Source organism: Galbibacter sp. PAP.153 (assembly GCF_037029175.1).
Lineage (GTDB): Bacteria > Bacteroidota > Bacteroidia > Flavobacteriales > Flavobacteriaceae > Galbibacter > Galbibacter pacificus.
The window spans coordinates 1-24,892 of the sequence record NZ_JAZEUN010000030.1 but is presented as its reverse complement, the minus strand read 5'-3'; the positions used below and the strand labels follow the sequence as shown (position 1 = coordinate 24,892).

The 24,892-nt window shown below is 39.6% G+C and carries 17 protein-coding genes and 1 pseudogene; 11 read left to right on the top strand and 7 right to left on the bottom strand.

The genetic code is table 11. The features are described 5' to 3' along the window. Positions 1-15: 15 nt before the first annotated feature. Positions 16-1,704, bottom strand: a complete 1,689-nt coding sequence (locus UXI14_RS16255; protein ID WP_335967041.1) for a RagB/SusD family nutrient uptake outer membrane protein — start codon at positions 1,702-1,704, stop codon at positions 16-18. Between the two features lie 43 nt (positions 1,705-1,747). Further along, positions 1,748-4,690 (bottom strand): TonB-dependent receptor, encoded by a 2,943-nt coding sequence (locus UXI14_RS16250; RefSeq protein ID WP_335967040.1) that lies wholly within the window; start codon positions 4,688-4,690, stop codon positions 1,748-1,750. Between the two features lie 157 nt (positions 4,691-4,847). Between UXI14_RS16250 and UXI14_RS16245 the strand changes: the two genes are divergently transcribed. Next, positions 4,848-5,993, top strand: coding sequence for a hypothetical protein (locus UXI14_RS16245; protein WP_335967038.1), 1,146 nt, complete (start codon positions 4,848-4,850; stop codon positions 5,991-5,993). Position 5,994: 1 nt separating this feature from the next. On the opposite strand, the gene pckA is transcribed toward UXI14_RS16245, so the two are convergent. Next, positions 5,995-7,587 carry a phosphoenolpyruvate carboxykinase (ATP) gene (pckA, locus tag UXI14_RS16240; RefSeq protein WP_335967036.1) on the bottom strand — a complete coding sequence of 531 codons (1,593 nt, stop codon included), beginning with the start codon at positions 7,585-7,587 and terminating at the stop codon, positions 5,995-5,997. A gap of 156 nt (positions 7,588-7,743) precedes the next feature. Next, complete coding sequence (locus tag UXI14_RS16235; protein ID WP_335967034.1) at positions 7,744-7,881, bottom strand: hypothetical protein; 138 nt, start codon at positions 7,879-7,881, stop codon at positions 7,744-7,746. 11 nt (positions 7,882-7,892) lie between these two features. Here UXI14_RS16235 and UXI14_RS16230 point away from each other — a divergent pair, with 11 nt between their 5' ends. Next, positions 7,893-9,476: a family 43 glycosylhydrolase gene (locus tag UXI14_RS16230; RefSeq protein ID WP_335967032.1), complete on the top strand. Its 1,584-nt coding sequence runs from the start codon at positions 7,893-7,895 to the stop codon at positions 9,474-9,476. Positions 9,477-9,602: 126 nt separating this feature from the next. On the opposite strand, the gene UXI14_RS16225 is transcribed toward UXI14_RS16230, so the two are convergent. Further along, a complete protein-coding gene (locus UXI14_RS16225; RefSeq protein WP_335967030.1) occupies positions 9,603-9,932 on the bottom strand; it encodes a YegP family protein in 330 nt (109 codons plus the stop codon). Between the two features lie 175 nt (positions 9,933-10,107). Further along, positions 10,108-10,512, bottom strand: coding sequence for a hypothetical protein (locus tag UXI14_RS16220; RefSeq protein WP_335967028.1), 405 nt, complete (start codon positions 10,510-10,512; stop codon positions 10,108-10,110). 570 nt (positions 10,513-11,082) lie between these two features. On the opposite strand from UXI14_RS16220, the gene UXI14_RS16215 reads away from it, so the two are divergent. The 8 genes and pseudogenes from UXI14_RS16215 to UXI14_RS16180 all read left to right on the top strand — a co-directional run. Further along, a complete protein-coding gene (locus UXI14_RS16215; protein ID WP_335967026.1) occupies positions 11,083-11,628 on the top strand; it encodes a sigma-70 family RNA polymerase sigma factor in 546 nt (181 codons plus the stop codon). Positions 11,629-11,758: 130 nt separating this feature from the next. After that, on the top strand, positions 11,759-12,826 hold the full coding sequence (locus tag UXI14_RS16210) for a FecR domain-containing protein (RefSeq protein ID WP_335967024.1): 1,068 nt from the start codon (positions 11,759-11,761) through the stop codon (positions 12,824-12,826). Between the two features lie 143 nt (positions 12,827-12,969). Further along, a complete protein-coding gene (locus UXI14_RS16205; RefSeq protein ID WP_335967023.1) occupies positions 12,970-16,647 on the top strand; it encodes a SusC/RagA family TonB-linked outer membrane protein in 3,678 nt (1,225 codons plus the stop codon). 10 nt (positions 16,648-16,657) lie between these two features. Beyond that, positions 16,658-18,160 carry a RagB/SusD family nutrient uptake outer membrane protein gene (locus tag UXI14_RS16200; RefSeq protein WP_335967021.1) on the top strand — a complete coding sequence of 501 codons (1,503 nt, stop codon included), beginning with the start codon at positions 16,658-16,660 and terminating at the stop codon, positions 18,158-18,160. Positions 18,161-18,181: 21 nt separating this feature from the next. Continuing rightward, on the top strand, positions 18,182-19,027 hold the full coding sequence (locus UXI14_RS16195) for a putative zinc-binding metallopeptidase (RefSeq protein ID WP_335967019.1): 846 nt from the start codon (positions 18,182-18,184) through the stop codon (positions 19,025-19,027). A gap of 16 nt (positions 19,028-19,043) precedes the next feature. After that, the gene (locus tag UXI14_RS16190; RefSeq protein WP_335967017.1) at positions 19,044-20,414 is read left to right on the top strand and encodes a DUF4302 domain-containing protein; all 1,371 of its coding nucleotides are present in this window, start codon (positions 19,044-19,046) and stop codon (positions 20,412-20,414) included. 277 nt (positions 20,415-20,691) lie between these two features. Continuing rightward, positions 20,692-21,786, top strand: a complete 1,095-nt coding sequence (locus UXI14_RS16185) for a Fic family protein (protein ID WP_335967016.1) — start codon at positions 20,692-20,694, stop codon at positions 21,784-21,786. A 155-nt stretch (positions 21,787-21,941) separates the two neighbouring features. Further along, positions 21,942-22,325 (top strand): annotated as a pseudogene (locus UXI14_RS16180) (transposase); the annotation flags it as partial. 92 nt (positions 22,326-22,417) lie between these two features. Here UXI14_RS16180 and UXI14_RS16175 read toward each other — a convergent pair. Beyond that, complete coding sequence (locus UXI14_RS16175) at positions 22,418-23,848, bottom strand: ATP-binding protein (RefSeq protein WP_335967015.1); 1,431 nt, start codon at positions 23,846-23,848, stop codon at positions 22,418-22,420. A 423-nt stretch (positions 23,849-24,271) separates the two neighbouring features. Between UXI14_RS16175 and UXI14_RS16170 the strand changes: the two genes are divergently transcribed. Then, positions 24,272-24,712 (top strand): hypothetical protein, encoded by a 441-nt coding sequence (locus UXI14_RS16170; RefSeq protein ID WP_335967059.1) that lies wholly within the window; start codon positions 24,272-24,274, stop codon positions 24,710-24,712. The last annotated feature ends 180 nt before the right edge of the window (positions 24,713-24,892 follow it).

Below are 24,892 nucleotides of genomic sequence, written 5' to 3'. Positions count from 1 at the left end.
GTTTACGATTGTTTTTTAATAGCCGGTGTTCTGCGCCATTACCGAGCCGGTGTTCGAATCGATAACCGATTGGGGGATCGGCCATAGCTTATGGTAATCCTTTAAGTGAAAATACATAAATCTATTGTGTTTCCTGGCCCTTTCCAGGAATTTGCCCGTTCTGACCAGTGCATGCCGTCTGGCCACCTCTCCGAATAGCTCCCGAGCTCTTTCATCCAGTATAAAATCAATATCGACCGTGCCCGTATATTCAGAGGCGTTGGAGCGCCTGCGTAAAACATTTAAGGTCTCCTTGGCGGCTTCGGGTTGTCCATTTCCCAATTGCGCTTCGGCATATATCAAATAGGTTTCAGCCAATCGGATATAAATAAAATCATTATAGGAATTTACCCCCTTGGGGTCCGATGGATTTACATAATCCCATTTTCGGGTATAAGGCCACTCCGCACTGGCTCCCCCGGTACCTTCCTCCTTTTCGGTTTGATAGAACTCATCATCAAAAGTAGTGGTATGTGTGTACAACAGGGTGTCTATTTGGGAAGGGTTTTCCATATTGGGAAAGACAATGTATTTTGCCATGGTATATGCATCTGTCCGCATATCCTGCTCTTCGTACAAACCATACGCCCATTCTGTAATGGCGGCCCGTTGGGCGCCTTTCCCTCCATTGTATTCATATACCATTAACTGGTCATCGGTAGGGACGTTGTTGTCTTTCATGTAATCCTTTACTGGGGTAGCATTGCTGTAATAGGAGTAATATTGATCTCTTATACGGTTGTTGAAATTGCCTTCGGGGTTTACATCCTGTTCAATATTTAAAAACCCCCATAAGGTTTCTGTATTGCCATTGGCATAAAAAGGCTCTCGGAACATATCGATAAATAGGTTGCCGGGATTGGAAGCATTTCTTCCAAATCGATTTCTTACCAGGGCATAGCCGGAATTTTTTATTACATTTTCCGCTGCGGCAACTGCTTTTTCATAGTCTTGGGCCGCGCAATAGGTTTCCGCCAAATAGTGCAGGGCCACCGCTTTATTGGCCCTGCCCGGGTTCGGGTACTTCCAGGGCAGGTATTCCCCGGCAAAGCTCAGGTCTTCGATCATTTGGGCCCTTACCTCCGCTACCGGGGCCCTTACCCAATCCGTTTTGTAATTGGCCCCGTCAATTTCGTCCAAGCTCAAGGGCACATCCCCATAGAGATAGGTCAGGTGCCTGTATGCCCAAGCCCTTAACAGGCGTGCATGCGCTATGACCTCGTTCTTTTTAGCCTCGTTTTCCGAAGCGTTGTTTCCCTGCCAGTCAACCTCGGGATTTGATGCCCTGGCAATAATTTTGTTCACCGAATTGATCTCCCTGTAGAGCCACATAAAGATGTCTTCTATCGCATCGTTATCAGGAGCCAGGTCCGTGCTCCAGTTTAACCAATCCGAATCGGAACCGCTCGTATTGGGACTCCATGCAATATCGGTTCCCGAAAGCATATATACCTGTGCGCCGAGGGAGGTGTTGGCAGTGGTGGCAAATTCTTCCCGGACCATGGCATAAGAGGCGTTTAATGCCATTTGAAACCCGTTGTAATCCGAATACAGCTGATCCGCATAAATATCATCTCTTGGTTCTTCGGTTAAAAATTCATCCTCATCGCACGCACTGCACAAGCTCAGGAGAAAGAATATCATTAAATATTTTGATGTTTTCATTTTTTATTTCTTTACAGTTAGTATACGTATATCCCTTTTTGAACTACAGGCTTACCTTTAGGCCTATTAAATAGCTTTTGGGCATTGGGTTTCCCTGATTGGAGACATGCTCCGGGTCGACGCCTATCCAATCCGTCCAGGTATGTACATTCTTTAAATCGATATATACCTGCAGGCTGTTCAATCCCATTTTGTCCATTAAGTCCTTTTCAAAATTATAGCTAAGGGTAATATCCTGCAACCGTACAAAAGTTGCACTATCAAAATAATCCGTGTCGTACTTATTGGATCCGGGGGTATTCTTCGGGTAAATGGTATTGGTGTTGTCCTCCCGCCAATAATCGACAATATCATAAACATTTTCCAGTTGAGGGATGAAGTTGTTCAGGACCGGATTCCTTCTGTCAATACCGAAGATGCCGTTTAAAAAGAAACTGAAGCTGAAGTTTTTATAGGATATAATGTTGGTGAGCCCTGCCGAGAAAGTAGGAACGGCACTTCCGATAATGGTTTGATCGCTGGCGTCCACATCTCCGTCCCCGTCCACATCCTTGTATTTCATGTCTCCCGGACGGTATCCTTCTTTCATACTATCGGGAATAGCGGGGTCATTAAAATCCGCTACCTGCCATACCCCGTCAATGAGATAATCGTAATTGACATTTATGGGCTGTCCTATAAACCACCTGCTGGCAACATCATCAATGTAATTTCCGTTGTCATCGGTCAACCCGACATTTACAATTTCCGTTTTGTACCTGGAAAAGACAACATTGGTTCTCCACGTAAAATCCGTTTTGGCAATATTAATGGTGTTGAGGGTTATATCGACCCCCTGGTTTTTGGTTTCCCCCACATTTTCGGTAATTTGGTCGGTGCCGTTGAGTGCGGGAATGGTCCTGTTTAACAATAAATCGGTGGTCTTGGAGAAATACACGTCCACGTTTCCCGACACCCTGTTTTTCCAGAGCGAAAAATCCGTTCCAATATTAAAGGAACGCGTGGTTTCCCAACTCAGCTCTGGATTTCCTAGTTTTTCCGGGTAGTACCCGACAGCCGTTTGATGATTTTCATCCAGGTTGGCCTTTGGGTAGAGTGGGGCCAACGAACTGTAAGGGGCAATCGCTTCATTTCCGTTCTCCCCGTATGAGAGCCTTAGTTTAAGCTGGGATATAAAACCGAGTTTTTCCGAATTTTTAATAAAACCTTCATTGGCCAGGTTCCATCCAAAGGCAAAGGAAGGAAACACCCCAAACTTATTATCCTTTCCAAAGCCGGAATAGCCGTCCCGTCGGACGGTAAAAGTCAGCAGGTAACGGTCATCAAAGGTATAATTGCTTCTAAACATTTGAGACACATAATTCCTTTGGGTATAGTTGGCATCTCCCGATAAGGAACTCGCATTGGATGGTTGGTAATATCCCAAAAGATCATTGGGAAACCCACGTCCGGTAAGCGTATTGAACTGATATGAATTTTCTTGGGTACTGTAAAGGCCGGTCAAAAACAGGGAGTGCTTGCCAAAGGTCCGGTTGTAGCTGATAATGTTCTCAACGACCCAATCTTTGTCATACTGGTACGAGTTATAGAGTTCCCCGTTGACCTTGTTGCCGGTCCTGGTATCCATCCCGTAATAACGTTCGTATTGCCGGTGGCTGTAATTGTAACCAACGTTCAGTTTATAGGAAAGTCCCGCTACAAAGGGAATTTTGATATCGAAATAATTATTGGTAATGATCCTCCAGGTATCATTGTTGTTATCGGCAGCGGTATCTGCCATGGGGTTTGCTGCCCAAAAGGCATCTTCCCAGGAATCTAGCGTGTAGGACCCATCCTCATTATAAGCATCTCCCAAAGGGTTAGAATTAAAGGCTTTATCGACATCAGCCGATATACCGTCCCGGTCGTAAAAACCAAGCTGGGTAGTGGTTCCAAAGGTAATCCAATCGGCAATCTCAGTTTCGATATTGGTCCTTAGGCTGACTCTTTTAAAATCGTCCCCAACCACAATTCCCGTGTTGTCGTTGATTCCTGCAGATATATAATAGTTGATTTTTTCGGAAGCCCCCCGGACCGATAGGTTATGTTGTACGGATGCTCCCGTTCTCGTAGCGATATCCATCCAATCGGTAGTATGTCCGGCATCGTAATTTTTCTGCTCGATATTGGTCAGGGGCTCTCCGTAGGTTACCTTGGCATCACCGAAGCGCCGACCGTCCATCATCGCTGGATAATAGCCCACGGCATCCAAACGGTAATAGGTGTCATAGGTAATCATCGGCTTTCCTGTTTTCCCCTTTTTGGTGGTAATCAGGATAACACCGTTCGCCCCTCGGGAACCGTAAATGGCCGTGGAGGAGGCATCTTTGAGTACGTCCATGGACTGAATGTCCACCGGGTTGATCTCGGAAAGATTTCCGTAATAGGGAATACCATCCAAAATGATCAGGGGTGAATTGGATGCTGAAATGGAGTTTTGACCCCTGATCTGGATACTTGTTCCGGAGCCTTCGGCATCACTGGCATTAACGCGGATGTTCAATCCCGACACCTGTCCCTGAAGTGCTTCGGCAGCATTTGTTTTGGGAAAGCGCTCTAATTGTTCCGCATCAACAGAGGAGACCGCTCCCGTCAAATCACTTTTTTTCATCTTACCATACCCTACTACGACTACTTCATCAAGTATTTCCCGGTTCTCTTCAAGGGTTACATCCATGGTATCCTGACCCCGGACGGGGATTTCTTGTGTCTTAAAACCGATATAACTAAAGATTAAAACGGCATTGTCGGAGTCCGTTGCCAGGGAATAGGTCCCATCAAAATCGGAAACCGTTCCGTTATCCGTTCCCGCTTCCATAATGGTGACCCCGGGAATAGGTACTTGGGAAGCATCCGTGATTTTTCCTTTAACAGTGCTTTGGGCAAAGGTCAATTGGGCACTGAAAAATACAATTCCTAGAATTACTTTCTTTAAGTCGGCTTTCATTTCAGTTAGTTTTTTAAAGTTGTTTTTATACATTTACAAAATCAAAAAAGACAAATAATCAATTTTTTAATGTAAATTTTGACAATTATATAATTTTTAATTAAAAAAATTATCACTTTACTAATTTTTATCAATTTTTATCAATTTTTATTGTAGAATGAATAACCAAACCGAACTTCATAAAACCTTTATTTCGAAACTGGAGATTTATTACGGGCCCTTCAGTCCGGAAAATAACAGGTTCCAGTCTACCAGTAATTCTAAGATTGCAAGAGACCTATTTTACAGCGATTCTCAATTTTCAAGATTGATAAACAACACGGCCTCGGAGGGGGAATTGCAACGGGCACTGGCCAATGTAGAACGGCTTTTAAAGGTAAATTCCTTACAGCAAAAAATTGATAAGATTCAAAACAGTCGGTCACATCCCGGGATGGCCCTGTGGAAAAAATGGGCCTTTATAGGCGTGGCTACCGGTATCATTGCCCTTATGGCCCTTTTTTTACTGAGAAGTATGCAAGAGGGGCAGCAACGGACCATGCCTTCGACATCCCGCTATGAGATGTTAAAATGGAGTTTTGAAAATAATTACATACGCCCCTATATCACGTTGAAAGAGCTCCCGGAAGACTGTTATTTTCCCTGCTATAAGTACCAGGGCAGATGGGAGCTAGATAAGGAGTATAAAATCCCCTTCTTTCGGGAAAGAAACGGCTTCCATTATGTGGCCAAACAAGCCACCATGTATGCTACCTGCAGCGATAAGACCGCTACAAGCGGTGAACTCTTTGAAGGGTACGAATATCAAAAGCATGAAATATGGTATGATATACGAGAGTTCCCCATCGATTCTTTTTTGGTAAAGGGTTCCAAGACAGCCGTCCGACCGGCATATAACGAGGCCGTATTGGAGGAAGATCCGAACTTTGTAAAGCTGGCGTATGTACATACGTTTTTTAAAACAGCGTTTCACCTTGACAGTACGAGCATACAACGTACGGGAAAAACCATAGGGCGCGACATTGAATTTTTACCGGAGAATGCAGTAATATCACAATTGGAGTCCAAAGAACTGCTCAATGAATTAAAAACGGAGATCAATGCCATTGCCAGGAACCGTTTGGAGGATTTTTCCAAACCTGTTATGTGCAATCCCGCTACCGCTCCCAAAGAAGATTTTAACCTCATTGAGGAAGGGGATATTTTAAGTTTTGATTGTCAGTTCAGTACCGGTCGGTTTCTGGTGGGATATACCAAAAATTATGTTCTTGAAGATCAATACATCAACAACTATTGCAGGTAAATTAGATGAAAGGCCCTGATTTATATATCGATTCGCTGACCAGCCCTTTATATTTCTCAAAGTTTCGTTGAAAGGCATCGGCGAGTTTTTTTTCAGTTTTGTGATAAGCACCCTTATCCTTCCAGTTTCTGACAGGGTTTAAGATACCCTCGGGGACGGCACCGCACTTTTTGGGCATTGCTAGCTTAAAAGTAGGGTGTACGGTATAGCGTCCCTGGTCCGACATTTTAAGTTCCCCCTTGAGAACGGCATTTATCATTGCTCTTGTATACTTTAACGGGATGCGTTCCCCTACTCCATATGAGCCTCCGATCCACCCTGTGTTTACCAGCCATACCGATACCTTATCCTGCTTTAACTTTTCCAATAGCATAGCCGTATATTTCACGGGGCTTAATGGTAGGAAAGGGGCTCCGAAACAAGCTGAAAATGAAGGAACCGGTTCGGTGATGCCCTTTTCGGTTCCCGCAACTTTGGCCGTGTAACCGGAAATGAAATAATAAGCTGCCTGATCCTGGTTTAATTTGGCAATGGGGGGTAAGACCCCAAAAGCATCTGCGGTCAAAAGAAAAATATGTTTTGGGGCTGTTCCAGTGGAAGGCTGCTGAATGTTGCGCAGAAAATGGATCGGGTAACTGACCCTTGTATTTTGGGTGATGGAAGCATCCGTGTAATCAACGCTTCCGTTGGGCATGAGCGAGACATTCTCCAGCAGCGCCCCTTTTTTGATGGCATCAAAAATTTCCGGTTCTTTTTCAGGGGAGAGGCCGATGACTTTTGCATAGCACCCCCCTTCAAAGTTAAAGACCCCTTCTTTGGACCAGCCGTGTTCATCATCGCCGATCAGCTTGCGGTTCACATCGGCCGAGAGCGTGGTCTTTCCCGTACCGGAGAGCCCGAAAAAAAGTGCTGTTTCACCATTTTTTCCGACATTTGCTGCACAATGCATCGGGAAAACGCCTTCTTTCACCGGCAGCAAAAAATTGAGGGCCGAAAAGACGCCCTTCTTAATTTCCCCGGTATATCCGGTCCCCCCGATTAAGATGATCCTTTTTGAAAAATTAATAATGGTAAAGTTTGTATTCTTGGTTTTATGCTCCCCGGGAGTGGCCTTGTACCCAGGCGCATTTATGACGGTCCATTCCGGTTTGAAGGTGTCGAGTTCCTGCGCTTCCGGTCTTAAGAACATATTATAGGCAAATAAATTGGACCAAGGATATTCCGTAATTACACGGATGTTCATTTTATAGTTTTCCCCTGCACATACCTGCGCATCCCTCACATAAACAGTATCTTGCAAATAGGCGGTCACTTCCCGGTATAGCATATCAAAGGATTTTTGATCAAAGGGCAGATTGACTGCCCCCCAATCTACGGTTTTCCGGGTTAGGGCATCAACTACGATATACCTGTCCTCAGGGGACCTTCCCGTGAATTTACCGGTATGTACCGCAAGGATCCCGTTTTCGGTCTCTCGGCCCATGTTTAGTAAGATGGTCTGCTTTTGAAGGGTTTCGGGGGACCACTGATAATGGATAAGGTTCGCGTTTATCCCCAGGTCAAGGTTCAGGCTTTCTTTAATTTTGGCTGTCATAACAGGTGTTTTAATGGCGTGCTGTTCCATATGGTTTGTCTCTAAAATCAAACAAGTTTAACAACTAAAAACCTAAAAGTCAGTACTTTATTAAATTTTATTGTTTTTTACTGATATTTAGCAAGCTCCCATGGACAAGGCCGCCGGAGCGCCCTTTTATAAAGCAGCCCTGACCGAAGCTTTCCCTGTTTCCGTCCATGACCCAAACCGGGGCAGTACAGGATGCATTTTCAGGTACGGGGCCTTAAATTTGTCCTTTAACAGCGCTTTTGCATAGTGAATAATCCCTTCCATTGGTACCACAAATGAAAAAAACAGCAGTATTTTTGACCTTTTTCCTTGCCCAAACACTTTTGTCCGCCCAGGGAAACACCATAAAGAATGACCAATTTTGGAATACAATTAGCGGAAGGCCAATTTACAGTCAGGGGGGCGGTGTTTTTAGGTTTCCCGATCCAGAGACCAAGGTTGAAAAATATTATTGGTACGGGGCCCATTACAAAGAAGCCGAGTACTACCGTAAGGACCCTGCGGTTACACATTCCACCGATAGCCTGGTAGCGATAAGCTGCTATAGTTCGACGGATTTGGTAAATTGGACTTTTGAAAACAACAGCATCGATCGGGATGCAATCAACAGGCAGGACCCTGATACGAAGTGGATGGGAAGGCTTGGAGTGGCCTATATTGCCGACCTTGAAAAATACGCTTTGTTCGTCCAGCACAACAAGGGTGTTTTGGTCGCATTGGGCGAAACGCCTACCGGTACATTTACCTGGCACCAAAAGCTGGACATGACACAGATGATCGGAACTCCGAATACCGGAGATCAGACCGTGTTTACCGATGATGACACGGGTAAATCGTATCTGGTATACTCCTATGGGGAGGGACGGCATAAAATATACATATCCGAGATAGGTGTTAAAAACGGGAAAGTGGGCCTGCTGGACTGCCATCAGGTTTATAGCGGGAAAGGTCGGGAAGGGAACTGTATGTTTAAATATAAGGGGAAGTACTATGTTTACGCATCCAACCTGTATGGATGGGACTCCTCCTATGCCTATTATTTGGTTTCAGATAAAATCTACGGGCCGTACACCCCTGAGGATAAGATGCTCATTACCCCGGGATGTATGGATGACTTTGCCCATATCACCCAGACGGGTTTTTTTATAAACGTTAAGGGAAGCAAACAGGAAACCGTTGTTTATTGTGGTGACCGATGGGCAAATTTTGCCGGAAATGGATTGGGATACAACCAATGGTTGCCCATGTCCTTTGACGGGGACACCCCATATTTGAACTCGCTGAGTTCCTGGAAATTGAATGAGGCCACCGGGGAATGGTGGGTCGCCAAGGATAACAATTATGTTAAGAATGGAAGCCTCGAAGCGGATCGCCGGAAAATCCCATCTCCCGTAAAACCGATACAGGAACATATCACTGGATGGTTTACCAAAGTATATCAGGGGAATCCCCTATTGGTTGGAGATGCTGATGCCCCGGAGTCAAATTACTTTAACAGCGAAGAAGACCGTAAATCGGTTGTCGGAGAGAAAAGCTTGAACCTGACCGACAACGTTCCTTTCAAGCGTAAGGTATTTCAGGTAATTGAATCGACGCCATATGTAATGTTGGAAGACGGCAGGTATGATTTAAAAGCAAGCATTAAAAACAATGGGAGGTTTCATCGGTTAGAAATGTTCGTTGAAAGCGGAGGGCTTCTTCATAATAGGGAGGTCCCCCATGAAAATAAGGATTGGGTAACGATCTCCCTGACCGGTATCCATGTAAGAAACGGTAGGGCAGCCATCGGGTTTTATGCCCATGGGGCCCCAGGGGCAAGCTGTCAAATAGATGATGTGGTCTTTACCCGAACAAAATAAAGGTAAAAATTAAGGGACAGCACCTTACCTTTTCAGGAGACATCAAACAAAAAACAGACCACCGATAAGGCAGTCTGTCCTGTGATGATCTATAAGATCATAAGTAAAAAGAGAATCTTTATAATTTTATGAGTTGTCTTCTACTTCAGCTTTGGGGGCATTTGTTTTGACCGAAGCAATGCCATTCTCCATGGCACTGTTGCCGGAATACATTTCACGGGTGCCGATTACCTGGCCGTTGGAAGCCTTTAGATTGAAATAAGGACTGCCGTCAATTGCTGCCAAACGTTCAAAATGATCATCGTTTTGAGAATTGGTACGAACCGATTCAATTCCATTTTCACAAGACGCCTTTGAGGAATACCCTTGGCTGCTTAAGATAACCTGTCCGTTGGATGCCTTTAAATTAAACCGGAACTTTCCGCCTTTGTCAGTTTTGATTTCAAATTTTCCCATAATTAAAATTTTGTTTTTTCTAAGATATGAAATTTTTATTTGTTATAGAATTTTATCGAAGGGCTTTGGATACAATCGAACTCCTCGAGAATTTAGACAACAAGTACCGCATGGATGAAAAATCAAATTTTGACGCTTGCTATACTATTTTTAATTCGCCCTAACCCCGCACTTTTTAAAAGTGTACAGAACCCAAAAAGTAGCTTCGCCATGTAATAGCCAATAGTAAGAAGGAAAGCCCTAAACCAATTATGAAGAACTTGATCCGAACAAAAATTTGATAAGTATTTGTATACAACCCATTCCTTACACCCCTACCAGCACCTATGGTCGTAAAAACTTCTTTAGCTACTATATCTTGTAAGTCACGCGTTGCGGTAGCTTTAGAAGTTTTAGTAATGGCCATATACTTTTTGGCAGTCATACCTCCTGGATGGATATTCAGGTCTTCCTGTTGTTGCAATGCAAACAATGCTCCTTGATAGGTAGGGGTATCAACCATTCGCATCCAAGCTCCAGGACTACAGAATATATCCAATTGCTTTTTTATATCGCTTAAGTAATTGTGTGGAAACCCCATGTTCCGTTACCATGAACTTAAATAGATAACTCACGGAGGCTGTGAATTAAGAGGCGGGTTTATTTTTTGTTCTTTTTCTAGGGAGCCCCTAGAGAAATCCTGACAATGACTATACCATTAGAATTAGGTTCACAGGCTTTAGCTTCTGCACCTGCTAAAGCCATTACATTAGTTAAAGGTTTTATCTCAAATTTGATTTTATACATATTATTGGCATTCGTAAAAGCATCCATTACATTTCTGAAATATCCTGTCTGTTTTTATAAGTTTGTCAAATATGCATTCAGCATTTGTCCCAATAATTGTAGTATCTTTAATGGTTTCATTTCCGAAATCCACATTTACACCATCCGCCATGGTCTTTATCACTTCTTTGGCAAATTCCTTTTGTATGAATGTAATGCTATAAAGCAATGGGCTTTAATGCAGAATTTGCAAAAGTAACCCGAAATACAATTTCTGTATAGAAAACATTAGTCGTTCGCTATCATTTTTAATTTACTTTTCTTAAATTTCCAGACACATTAACATATATTTAAGATATAAAGGATAAGGTTCTTCTGCACTTCAATGAATCAAGAGCAATTAATATGGCATAGGGTCAGAGAAGGAGATGTTCAGGCATTGAACACACTCTATGACCTCTATGTAGATAAACTTTATGCTTATGGAATGAAACTTACAAGCAAGTCCTATTTGGTCAAGGATGCCATTCATGACCTTTTTCTCGACCTGTATAAATATAGAAAGAACCTATCTGAAGTTTCAAATATAGAGGGCTATCTTATAATTTCATTCAAACGAAAGTTGGTTAAATTAATCAAAAACGATTACCGAAATAAAGAAGATGTATCAAAGGATGTCTTCCACACACTTTACACTGATTCGGAAGAATACAAGATATTGAAAAGTGAAACTGCCAAAGAACAATCACACAGGTTGTCCAATGCACTTCAAAAGTTACCTTCCAAACAACGCGAAATTCTATTTTTTAGATTTTACGATGACAAGGATTATGATGAGATTTCACAGCTCATGGGAATATCTGTTACCTCTGCGCGTACCCAAGTATATCGGGCCATAAAAACATTAAGGTCCGAACTCAACGGTATATAGATAGCATTGAAATCTTAATAGATTTAAAAAAAACATCTTTTTTTTGTCTATATCACACACTTTTTACACTCTTATTAATAAAAAGCAGGGGTAAATCAGCTTTTTGTTGAATAAATAATAAGAAAATAACGTGGATATAAAGGGTTTAGATCAAATTTCAGCACAAGAAAAGAATGATCTTAAAAAAAGAATCAATAATTCTATTGTCCGGTACCGCAGCCGGAAAAAAAACCAGAGAAAGGTAATATACTATGCAGCAGCCGTGATAGGTTTTATGATAATCCCCAGCGTTATATTACTGATCAAGCACGATATGCAGCAATCTGCTATTGAAAAATATGTTTCTGCCAGAAAAGAAAAAAACATTGATAATTTTCAACAAGATGTTCAATTGCGAATAGGGGAAGAGAATATCATTAAGTTAGCTGCCAGAGACACGATCGTTTCCTATACTCAGTCCGCATCCACCAATAAAATCCGTGTTAATAATAAGGTTGTTTATGATACGGAACATCAAACAGGCCCTTTAAATAAAGCCATCTATAATTCCTTGGAGGTTCCATATGGGAAACACTCTTTTATGACATTATCGGATGGAACTAAAGTATGGTTGAATGCAGGAACAGTCCTTACGTATCCATTGCGGTTTTCGGAAAATAAAAGAGAAGTGTTCCTGCAAGGAGAAGCGATTTTCGATGTCGCTCATAATAAAGAAAAACCCTTTTATGTGCACACTACAAACGGTAAAATTAGAGTTCTTGGAACTGTCTTTAATGTTTATAGTTACCCTGATGAAAGTAAAACCTATACTGCATTGCTCAAAGGCAAGGTAGAGGCGATTTATGAAAAGTCGACATTATTGGGCACTACAATAACCTCGGAGTTAAGGCCCGGGATGATTGCCTCTTATGATAGCGAAAAGAAATCCGTAAAGGTCACCCATGAAAATGTGGAACCTTATATGAAATGGAGGGAAGGTGTGCTGGTCTTTAAGAATGAAAAATTAGAATCTATTATTAATAAGATTGCCAGGTATTATAATATAAAAGTAAAAGTCAACAACCAATCTTCAATGTTTAAAACTTTTTCAGGTTCGCTGGATATTAAAGATTCCCTTCATGACATTATGCTGATTATAAAAGAAACCACGGCCATTGATTACACGCTCGGTTCAGATAATACTTTATTAATAAACTGATAAAATCTTTATTAACTAACCTATATCGATATGAAATACGATACATCTTAAAAATAGAAAAACCGGAAAATGCTCCACCATTTTCCGGCAAGGATACCTAATTAAACATTGTAGCGAACAACATTTAAAAAGTACACAAAAATATGAATAAAAAATATACACAGGACCTCTTTAACGAGGTAAATAAGTTCTTGTGGATTATGCTAAAGACTTTTATTTTATGTATATTATTTGGTTTTAATAGTATTTATGCCATTAATGTATATGCCCAGACAAAAATTGATATCGATGTAAAGGATGTTTCTGCGGAGGATTTTTTTAAGGTGATTCAACAAAAAAGCGACTTTATATTTTTTTATGAAGATGCAGTCGTCAATAAGACTCCCTCAATTACATACACAGCAAAAAACAAGTCTGTAACAGATATTTTAAGTGAAGTGCTAACTTCTCAAAAACTAAAATTTAAAATTTTTGACAGACAAATTGTAATTGCTAAAAGCACGGAAATTATTCAACAAACGTCCATTTACGGAAAAATCACCGATACTGACGGGGTTCCCCTTGCAGGCGTGAATGTTTATGTCGAAGGAATCGCTAAGGGGGTTTCTTCAGATTTTGAAGGAAACTACACAATAACGGCGCGTAAAGGACAAACCCTGGTCTTTAGCTATATCGGGATGAAAACACAAAAGATTCCGGTTGAAGACCAAGCACAAATAGATGTCGTATTGACTTATGATGTCCAGAGTTTAGACGATGTAGTAGTTACCGGATACCAAAATATCGCTAAAAAAGTATTTACCGGAGCTGCACAGACCTTAAAAGGGGAAGAGATAAAAATTGATGGGGTCATAGATGTGGGGAGGATGTTAGAAGGGCGTGCTGCCGGTGTGAATGTTCAGAACGTTACCGGAACTTTCGGAGCTGCTCCAAAAATTACCATTAGAGGTGGATCTTCAATCTTTGGAGATACCAAGCCCCTTTGGGTTGTAGATGGTGCTGTACAGGAAGAAATTATTAACCTTTCATTTGAACAGCTTGTATCGGGGGATTCAGCAACCCTTATCAGTTCTGCAATTGCAGGGTTAAATGCCAACGATATTGAATCCATAGAGATATTAAAAGATGCATCCGCTTTATCACTATATGGTGCCAGGGCCTTAAACGGGGCAATTATTATTACTACAAAAAAAGGGAAGAGAAATCAAAAGACATCCGTTACCTATCAGGGTGAATTTGCTTACAGGACCATTCCGAGCTATGGCGATTACGATTTGTTAAACTCGCAAGAAACCATGGAGGTCTATAAGGAAATTGAAAATAAAGGTTTTTTGGCAATGTCCAATAGTACACAAGGCAGGTACGGGGGCGTGTATAATATATTATACAGGGCCATTAATACGTATAATCCTGAAACTGGTCAATTTGGAGTAGCCAATACCATTGAGGCCAAAAATAGGTTTTTACAGCAATATGAAATGGCCAATACCGATTGGTTTAAGAATTTGTTTACTATAAACCCTACTCAGAATCATACGTTGAGTTTTTCAGGAGGAGGAGAGAACAGTACGCAGTATGCTTCCATAGGTTATTACACAGACCCGGGATGGACCATTGCCGATAATATCAAAAGGCTTACGGCCAATTTAAGTAATACATATTACATTTCAGATGTAATTACAGCCGGAGTATTGGTTCAGGGGTCGGTAAGAAAACAAGAAGCTCCCGGAACCTATAATCGTGAAGTTAATACGGTAAGTGGGGAATATACCCGTGACTTCGATATCAACCCCTTCAGTTATTCGTTAAATGCCAGTAGAGCATTACGACCTTATGACAATGATGGCAATTTGGAGTATTACAGGTTTAACTGGGCTCCGTTTAACATACAGAACGAAATAGAAAACAATACTATTGATCTAAATGTCCTTGAACTAAAAACACAGGCGGATCTAAACATAAAGATCAACGATGATCTGGATTATAGTTTTTTAGGATCTTTTAGATATGTGAAAAGCACAAAAGAGCATAATATTACCGAGGATTCAAATGTGGCGGCAGCGTACAGGGCAAATGAAACAACGATTGTTGCCGATCAGAATATCTTCCTGTTCACGGATCCCGATAACCCGAACATGCTTCCGCAGATTGTTTTGCCCAATGGCGGAATCTACAATTTAGCCGAAGATAACCTGGAGAGCTTTTATTTTAGGAATGCACTTGATTTTTCAAAAGTATATAATAACAAGCATGACCTAAAACTATACTTGGGGCAGGAGTATAGAATGACCAATCGTACCAATACTTTTTTTACAGGTTTTGGTTATCAGTACAACAGTGGCGGGATTCCCTTCACAGATTACAGGGCCATACAGTATACCGTGAATAATAATGACGATTATTTTGGTAAAACCGAGGACAGGGAAAGAGGGGTTGCCTTTTTTGCTCAGGGTACCTATGGTTTTGACAATCGCTATGTAATTAGTGCAACTGCTAATTACGAGGGGTCCAATAAATTGGGAAGGTCAAATAGCGCACGTTGGTTACCAACATGGAATGTTAGTGGTAAATGGAATGTTTCAAACGAAGATTTCATGAAAAACTCAAAAACGATATCTAACCTTTCCCTTAGAATGGGATACGGTTTAATTGCCGGGTTGGGGAATGCCAGTAATGCATTGGCGGTTTTTAGAAATGAAATCACAAATAGGTACCAGTTTGACGACAGGGAGAATATGATCAATATTGAAGAATTGGAAAACAGTGAATTAACCTGGGAGAAGGTATATGAAACCAATCTCGGGGTAGATCTGGGAATGTTTAACAACCAATTTACATTAACAACCGACTTGTATCAAAAGAAATCCTTTGATTTGATTGATTATGTTCGAACTTCCGGAATTGGAGGGGAGGGCATAAAACTCGCGAACAATGCTGATATGAGTACCAAAGGAATCGAGGTGAGCTTGCTTGGGAAAATTTTTGACGGGGAGGATTTTAAATGGACATCGGTTATTAATTTTGCTTATTTTGATCAGGAGATTACCAGGTTACAAAATGAACCCAATGCTTTTGATCTGGTAAGGGATGTAGGCGGAAATGTTGTGGGAAGACAACGAAATTCTATTTATTCTTTTGATTTTCAAGGGTTGGACAACCGAGGGATCCCGACTTATTATTTAGGGGAATATACAGATGGTTCGCCCCGAGATCCCATTACAGATGTTGATTTCCAGGAAAGGGATGGGATTTTAGATTATTTAAAATACGAAGGACCGGTGGAACCCAATATTACTGGAGGGTTTTCCAATACATTCACTTATAAAAACTGGGAATTAAGTGCATTAATTACCATGCAGGCCGGGAACAAAATACGTTTATCCCCTTATTATAGTGCCAGTTATAGTGACCTAGATGTTTTCCCCTCTGAATTTAACAATAGATGGCTTATTCCTGGGGACGAAAATACCACCAATATTCCCGGTATCATAGACAATCGTTTGTTACAGACCTTTAACGATAATGGCGGTTCTTCCCAGGATTTATATAGGGCCTATAACGCTTATAATTACTCTACCCAAAGAGTTGTAGATGGCTCGTTTGTTCGAATGAAAAATATAGCATTGACCTATGCCTTTCCTAAATCACTAACAGATAATTTATCCATGTCAACATTTAAGATGAGGCTACAGGCTACCAATCCTTTTCTAATTTATTCCGATGCCAAGTTAAACGGGCAGGACCCGGAATTTTTTAGGTCTGGTGGCGTGGCGTACCCTATTGTAAGACAGTTTACACTAACCCTGAATGTTGGATTTTAAAAATAAGATTATGTTTAAGAGATTAAGTAATAAAATAGCAGTTTCAGTACTGATAGCACAAGGTATTTTCTTTTGTGGATGTAATGAATTTCTTGATGAGGTACCGGATAATAGGACTGAAATAGATTCCCCTGAAAAAGTAAGCGAATTATTAGTGGGGGCATATCCCGGAGCATCTTATTTTTCTATTGCCGAGAGTATGAGTGATAATGCCATGGATGTCGGGCCTGTTTTTAATCAGGTAGATGACATCAACAGGGCCATGTACTTTTGGGAAGACACAAATTTAGAAGATCAGGACACGCCCATTGAATACTGGAATGCATGCTATAAGGCAATAGCTCAGGCTAACTATGCACTAAGGGCTATCGATGAGTTAGGAGGAGGTGCTGAAATGAACCCACAAAAGGGAGAGGCATTGGTAGCTAGGGCCTATGCACATTTTATGCTGGTAAATTTATGGGCAAAAGCCTATAACCCTGACACGGCAGGCCAGGATTTGGGGGTGCCATATGTTACCGAACCCGAAACAGAGGTTATTAAAGATTATAAAAGGATCTCTGTTCAAGAAGTATACGATTTGATAGAAAGGGATTTGTTGGAAGGAATGAAATTAATAAAAAACAATTACGAGGAGCCGAAATTTCATTTTACCAAAGAAGCAGCTGCAGTATTTGCTTCCCGCTTTTATTTGGTATTGGGAAAATGGAATGAGGTTGTCAAATATTCTTCTCAGGTATTGCGCGGTGGGGCTTCAACTTCAAATTTAAGGGACTGGGCCTATTTGAATAGTTTGAGTCCGGAAGAGACAGAGATCCAATATGCCTCGAGTTCGCAAGCGACCAATTTGTTAATCGTTCCGACGCTTTCATGGTATTCAAGAAATTACGGTTACCGTCGATACGGACTGACAGACAATCTAAGCAGGTTGATCTTTCAAGATGACCCGACAGATAAAGGATGGTTATATAGGATACGTGTTTACACTACATCAGGGTTAAACTTTGTTACGAAATATGATGAGCATTTTGTGTATACGAACCTCAATGCCCGCATTGGGTATGGATATTCGATGAATGTATTGTTCACCCATGACGAAGCACTTTTGAATCGCATTGAGGCCAACATTATGTTGGGAAATAAAGAGGTCGTTGCAGCGGATTTAAATGCCTTTTTGTCAAAAAGAATCAGCGGTTACGATCCGGAAACAGATGTACTTACCTATGACGAGCTATCAGCATATTATAGTGCCCGCGTTGAAGCAGGGGAGTACGATCCTTTTTATACCATTGATGCCGATAAGCTCCCATTGATTAAGTGTGTTGAGAAATGCCGTCAACGAGAATTCATGCATGAAGGAATACGTTGGCTGGATACTAAGCGATTGGGGATGGAGATAATCCATGAGGATTATCAAGGCAATCAGCATGTGCTAACTAAAGACGATCCCAGAAGGCAGTTGCAAATACCTCAGATAGCTCAAAATTTAGGGTTGGAACCCAATCCACGATAATAACTAAAAGTAGAAAAAGAGATGAAATTTAAATATAGCATAACAGTTACATTGGTATTGATGCTTTTATGGGGGTGTGATTCTGAAAAGTCACTCGGAGAAAGCAGATTGGACACGGAAACCCCTCCGTTAACAGCATTGGATATATGGATCAGGGAGCAGTATATAAACCCCTACAACATAGATGTTTTATATAAATGGAACGATAATGAAATAGATAACGGCAGGTATTTATACCCTCCAACACTTGAAAATATACAGCCTCTCATGGAGGTGGTCAAGTATATCTGGATCGATTCCTATAATGAATTGGGGGGTGGTGATTTTATTAAAAAAATAGCCCCTAGACAATATGTATTGGTAGGAGGGTATAATGTTAACCCAGGGGGGACCATTACTTTGGGGATTGCCGATTCCGGAATGAAAATCACCTTATTTAATGTAGATTATTTGGATTTGGACGATCGAGAAACCATGCGGGAGTTTTTCCATACGATTCAACATGAATATTGTCATATATTAAATCAAACCAGGCCCTTTAGCCCTGATTACGACAAGGTAACTCCATCGGGGTATATAGGGAATTGGACCGATTATAATGATTTTGAAGCTAGAGAGGAAGGTTTTATATCTGCTTATTCCAGAGCGAATTCTTTTGAGGATTTTGCTGAGATGACGTCTGCCCTTTTAACCTATTCCGCTGAAGAATATCAGGATATTTTGGATAGTATAGAGAGTGAGGAATCCGTACGCCTTATTAAACAAAAGGAAGCTATTGTAGCAGACTACTATTTAAAGGAATGGGATATAGATATTTATGAGTTACAGGCATTGAATTATCAGAAGCTTGTAGAATTGACAAACTAATTTTAAATGTAAGGGAATGAAAAATATAAAACGATTACAGAATAGCATATTTAATATAGCAATCATTAGTTTTTTATTGCTTTTTGCTTTTTCATGTCAGGACGAGGAAGAGGAACAACTCTTCGAAGGCAATGTAACCGAGCGTTTGTCAAATCGGGAACAAGAGCTTAAGAGTGCACTTTTAGAAGCTGAGAATGGATGGAAGATGTTATATTTTACGGATGCAGCAAAATATGGTGGATTTACCATACTAATGGATTTTAAAGCGGATAATACAGTAACGATGACCTCGGATATTGCTACCGGAACTGCAGATGTTATGACCAGTGAATACGAAATTAAATTGGGGAACACTGTCAAGTTATCATTCGTGACCAAAAATCATATTCACAGATTACAGGATAATGTAAATCCTGGTGCTTTATATGGGACAGGGTATCAGGGAAGCGGAGAGTTTTACTATTATGGAAGAGATGGGGAGGATATTGTTTTCAAGTCTGTAAGAGATGTCGAGGCAGAAAAAATCATATTTACCAAGGCCACCAAAAAGGATTGGAATGAAATCGTTGCCGATAACTTAGCAATAGCTCAACATTTAGAACAAGGCCCTGATGATTCTGTTTTTACGAACCTTATCATAACTAAAGACAATAAACAGACAATCTATCCCTATGAATTCAATTCTTTACTAAGATATGTTACAATGTCAGGGATGAACTCCGAGGAGGTCATAATAGATAAGTCCTTTGGAGTTGTTTATACCCCCGAGGGATTAAACCTATACCCCGCATTAGAACTTGATGGGGTAGTGATGGACTCTTTTCAATATGATGAACAAGAGGACCAATTTGTGTATACTTCCGGGGGGGTTACAGCGGTTTTAGGATTTTCCGATCAGCCGGCAAGTGTTTCCGATGACGTGTATGACATAGGTAAGATATTTGACGGTTTTGGATACAACCCAGGTTGGGGGAGTAATCCGTTAACTTCTCCAGGTTATTATCAATTGGTAGATCAGGTAAATACCAATCTTGCAACAGCTACGGAATATACCTTTGAAGGCAGGGTAGAACTTTATACCGTTCCAAACGATGAGGGGTATGTAACATTGTATGCCAATATCTCTGGCTTTTGGGGAGCATTTAACTTTACTTCCAAAATAGAGGACAATAAATATTACCTGGAATATGTAGGTCCAGGGAATGGTAATGGAAGTTTTTTTGAACCCTTTGTAGGGCCGCTTTTAAACTTCTTTGGAAGTAGTGAAGGGCTGTATTATACCAGTGAAGGAAGTTTTAAATCCAGTGGTAGCAATTATTCCAATAGTGCATGTACATTTACCAGTGCAGAAAGTCCTAATATAAGGCTTTATGGGCTATGGTTTTAATCATGTCCTGTTGATGTTTTCATAATTGTATTTAATTTATTTGTTTTTGCCTAAATAGGCTGTTTGTTTTAATACAACGGCCTATTTTTTATGAACTTGCAACAACACAATAATGATTTAACTATATCATTCACCGTATCCATATAAGGCCAGTGAATTATTATTGTAGTATTTCATTTATTATAAAAGAGCATACTAATTAAAATGAGCTATAAAAATATTTTTATAGCTCATTTTTTGTGTTTATATTGAGCTATAAAATTTATATGTTTAGCTCATGGCATGGAATTGGCAACATAAAAGCTGGCCTCATTTTGAATATGAATCAGAAGAGTTACGGAAGTATGAGAGCGAATTTTTGGAAAAGGCTGGTGAATTATACGGAAGCCTCAAACATATTGATGAGGCTAATAAGGATGAACTGAAAGTACTTTTGTTAAGTGATGAAGCTTATCAAACTTCCAAAATAGAAGGAGAGTTGTTGAATAGAGATTCACTGCAATCTTCTATCCGGAATCATTTTGGTTTACAGAGTGATAAAGTCAAGGTTTCTCCTGCCGAACATGGGGTTTCAGAAATGATGATGGATTTATACAAAAACTATGCAGTTCCCTTAACTCATGAGCAATTATTTGAATGGCATAAAATGCTTATGAATGGTCGGAGAGATCTATTGAGTATTGGAACTTACAGAACGCATGAAGATCCGATGCAAATCGTATCGGGTGCTATGAATAGACCTTTAATCCATTTTGAAGCACCTCCATCTTCCAAGGTAAAAGAGGAGATGAACCAGTTTGTTTTGTGGTTCAATGCGCTTGATAACTTACCTCCTTTAACAAAAGCAGGACTGGCGCATTTGTATTTTGAATCGATACACCCGTTTGAAGATGGAAACGGGCGAATTGGTCGTGCATTGTCAGAAAAGATTTTATCACAGTATTTGGAAAGACCTACACTTATAGCTATTTCTCATACTATTGAGAGAAATAAGAAATCATATTACAAGGCGTTGCATGAGAATAGTAATGATTTGGATGTTAAGGAATGGTTGGCCTATTTCTGTGATATGGTGTTGCAGGCACAAGCATATACACAGCGTATGATTGATTTTTTAATTCATAAAACACACTTCTTTCAAAAGTTTGATGATGAAATGAATGAACGTCAAAGAAAAGTGGTGCTCCGAATTTTTAGGGAGGGCGTTGAAGGTTTTACAGGTGGTTTAAGTGCTGATAATTATATGCGTATAACCGGAACCACGGCTTCTACTGCTACGAGGGATTTACAAAAAATGGTAATGCTTAATGCATTTGTAAAATCTGGGGAGAGGAAAAGTACACGATATTACCTGAATTTGAATATTGAATGAACTTTAGAAAAAGTGTTATATTTGGAACTAAGCAAAGTTGAACAATATAACTTGGTCATGATATAAATAAGTTAGCCACAAGCAAGAAAAAAATTGAGTTTAAAAGAAAAATCCGAAAAGCTTAAAGAATTATGTAGCCTTACCTACGCAGCGCGTGTTTAGGTAAAAGCGCCCAGGAAAAGAAGTTCACCGTCACGTATTACCGCGCCCAGTACGAGCGTAACATCGCTAGGGTGAACAGTCCGCAGGGACGTTATATGAAAGCCAAGCGACAAAGCACCGTAGAGCCCGTTTTTGGAACACTTACCCAGTTTATGGGTTTAAGAAAAATCAATACCATAGGCATCAAACAGGCGAATAAGTGTATGCAGCTATCAGCCATTGCTTATAATCTCAAAAAGTACCTGAAATTCATAGAAAAGCACAGTAAAAGTGGGGCGGCAAGTCTTCGCCTTGTTTTTTACCGTTTTAAGGCGGTTATAAACGACATTTTAAACCCATATTATCATCTTTCAATATACAAGATAGGAAACTATTAAAAACAACAAACGCCCTTAAATTGGGCGTTCTTGTATCATGTTTTTATAAAATTATAGGGTTGTGCAACGGCTACCATTGTTGAAGTAGTTTTTTATATGTTTTTCTTTTTGTCTAGACTGTTTTTTCCAACTGTGTAGGCGTATGCTGAAGATGGAAGAAACTGAATATTTAATTCTTTATATTCTTTTTCTCCTTCTTTATTTATAGTGGTTACTATAGGATAGTTTAAATTACTCTCTGTACAGAATTTATATAAACTTTTGAGTTCATTCGGTTTGTCAAAATATCGATTAGACCATTTAATTTCTAATGCCCATAAAGGTTTTAAAGTTGAATCGCTAATTCCAACCATATCAACTTCTCCACCTGACCATCTTGCATACCAAGGCGTAAACCATTCACGATGCATCCATTGAGCAAATATTGCGGTTTCTACCATATTCCCAATCATTTCATCTGTTGCGGTTATAGGTGAAAACAATGCACTTCTTAAAGATGGATTTGTTAAATATATTTTGAAAAAATTATCTCTTTTAAATCGTTTTCCGCTTTGGTCAATTCGCTTTACTTGTTTTATTAGATAAGCTGCTTCCAGGTATTCGATATACTTTTTTAAAGTGTTTTTAGGCACTTGAGATTGTTTACTCAATGTTTCAAGAGAAAATTCTCCGCCACTATTATATGCAATTGTAGTAAACAATGAATTCAATTCTCTTGTATCGCTAATTCCATATAGACTAGGTAAGTCTCTTAATAAAACTTTATCGACTATGTCTTGTCTTATATATCTTCCCGGGTTAGCTTGAATTTTTTCTGAAAAAATAACTTCTGGATAACCACCAAAATTTATATAATCAAGAAAATGTTTATTTAATTCGTCTAAATGTGATGATGAATAAAATTCAGTAATATGCTCTTTCCATTTAAGATTTGTTGTTGTAATTATTCTATCTAGTCCTTTAAGCGATATATATTCGTTAAATGTTAAAGGTGGCAATAAAAAGTCTGTAAATCTACCAGCTCCACTTTCATTACTTGCGAATTTTAAGGCAGCAGCAGCTGACCCAGATACAATAAATTTATCTTTACGATAGCTATCTACTAACGATTTTAAATGAACTTCCCAATCTCGGCAATATTGAATTTCATCATAAATAATATGCCAATCATTTTTGTCTTTTATGCCTGTAGCTTCTTTAGCATATAAAAATAATTGTTCTAAAGGGATGTTATTATAAATCGGATTTTCAATTGTTATGAAAATAATTTTTTTGGGATTAACACCATTTTGAATTAAATCTTCAACTAGATGGAATAGCATTACAGTTTTACCTACACGTCTAGGTCCCATTAAAACTACCGCTCGTCTTATATCTCTTTCATAAACAAGAGGTTTGAAAAGTTCAAAATATAATCTGCGAGGCATTTCATTATAATCATCCTCAATGTGTCCTTCAACCCACCAAGGGTTTTCAAATCTTATTCTGTCTAGAACTTGCTTTTTAGATATCTCTTTTATCATAAAAAATCTTATTTCTAATCAAATATACAAAATAAGGTCAATTATTTGATTTTATTTATAAATAAAATTTCGATTAAGCTTTATTTTTTATTTCGAGAAGTTTATTTCAAAATTACTTACAACGCCAGTATGTCTCAAAACCACCATTAAATTTCAATAAAAGTACATAATTTAAGAGTATTTAATGTAAAGCATATCATGAATCCTTATTTTCCTAAATAATAAGATTTCGTCTAAAATTTGATTTTCAGTCTTCTTAATTACAGGATTTGATACTATTAATATTATGTATCACTTTCTCCTGTCCATAAGTCATCTCTCTAAAATGTTCAATTCGCATTAGAGAAGCTTGAAAAAGCTATCGCTTCAGGTAAACTTGGTAAAAAAAATATTAATAACCGAGGTTATAACAAATACCTTAAAATGGAGGGAGATGTGAATATTACCATAAATTACGACAAATATGAGGATGATAAGAAATGGGATGGACTTAAAGGATACCTAACCAATGCATCTCTAAGCAAAGAAGAGACTATTCAGCAGTACGGGCAGTTATGGCATATCGAACGAACCTTTAGAATCTCAAAATCTGATTTACAAATACGACCAATATACCATAGACTACAAAGACGGATACTAGCACATATATCCATCTCCTTCGCTGCATGTAAGGTTTATAAAGAATTAGAGAGGCTCTTGAAAGAAAAGCAGACAAGCTATAGCGTGGAACAAGCAATCGATATTATCAAAACCATCTACAAAGTAGGAATACGAACTCCTTACTCTAATAAAACACATCAGAGATTGGTGCTAAAAACGAAAGATCAAAAAAACTTAGTGCACCTATTTGATCTGAAAATTTAGGGGATTTTGACTTGGGTGTCCCAACGCACAAAACAGGAGAAAAGGGCGTTTCCACAGACATTATCAGTGAATCCATGGGACATCAAGATTTGGCTACCACAAAAGCTTATTTAAAAGAACTAGACAGTTCTTTATTGGATCAGGCAAGTGAATTGCTCTTGTGAGAAGTTAAATCTATTA

Bases quoted from the DNA above. Each gene is read 5' to 3' on its own strand.
- UXI14_RS16255 (WP_335967041.1), bottom strand. From the start codon at position 1,704: ATGAAAACATCAAAATATTTAATGATATTCTTTCTCCTGAGCTTGTGC.
- UXI14_RS16250 (WP_335967040.1), bottom strand. From the start codon at position 4,690: ATGAAAGCCGACTTAAAGAAAGTAATTCTAGGAATTGTATTTTTCAGT.
- UXI14_RS16245 (WP_335967038.1), top strand. From the start codon at position 4,848: ATGAATAACCAAACCGAACTTCATAAAACCTTTATTTCGAAACTGGAG.
- pckA (WP_335967036.1), bottom strand. From the start codon at position 7,587: ATGACAGCCAAAATTAAAGAAAGCCTGAACCTTGACCTGGGGATAAAC.
- UXI14_RS16235 (WP_335967034.1), bottom strand. From the start codon at position 7,881: ATGGAAGGGATTATTCACTATGCAAAAGCGCTGTTAAAGGACAAATTT.
- UXI14_RS16230 (WP_335967032.1), top strand. From the start codon at position 7,893: ATGAAAAAAACAGCAGTATTTTTGACCTTTTTCCTTGCCCAAACACTT.
- UXI14_RS16225 (WP_335967030.1), bottom strand. From the start codon at position 9,932: ATGGGAAAATTTGAAATCAAAACTGACAAAGGCGGAAAGTTCCGGTTT.
- UXI14_RS16220 (WP_335967028.1), bottom strand. From the start codon at position 10,512: ATGGGGTTTCCACACAATTACTTAAGCGATATAAAAAAGCAATTGGAT.
- UXI14_RS16215 (WP_335967026.1), top strand. From the start codon at position 11,083: ATGAATCAAGAGCAATTAATATGGCATAGGGTCAGAGAAGGAGATGTT.
- UXI14_RS16205 (WP_335967023.1), top strand. From the start codon at position 12,970: ATGAATAAAAAATATACACAGGACCTCTTTAACGAGGTAAATAAGTTC.
- UXI14_RS16200 (WP_335967021.1), top strand. From the start codon at position 16,658: ATGTTTAAGAGATTAAGTAATAAAATAGCAGTTTCAGTACTGATAGCA.
- UXI14_RS16195 (WP_335967019.1), top strand. From the start codon at position 18,182: ATGAAATTTAAATATAGCATAACAGTTACATTGGTATTGATGCTTTTA.
- UXI14_RS16190 (WP_335967017.1), top strand. From the start codon at position 19,044: ATGAAAAATATAAAACGATTACAGAATAGCATATTTAATATAGCAATC.
- UXI14_RS16185 (WP_335967016.1), top strand. From the start codon at position 20,692: ATGGCATGGAATTGGCAACATAAAAGCTGGCCTCATTTTGAATATGAA.
- UXI14_RS16175 (WP_335967015.1), bottom strand. From the start codon at position 23,848: ATGATAAAAGAGATATCTAAAAAGCAAGTTCTAGACAGAATAAGATTT.
- UXI14_RS16170 (WP_335967059.1), top strand. From the start codon at position 24,272: ATGGAGGGAGATGTGAATATTACCATAAATTACGACAAATATGAGGAT.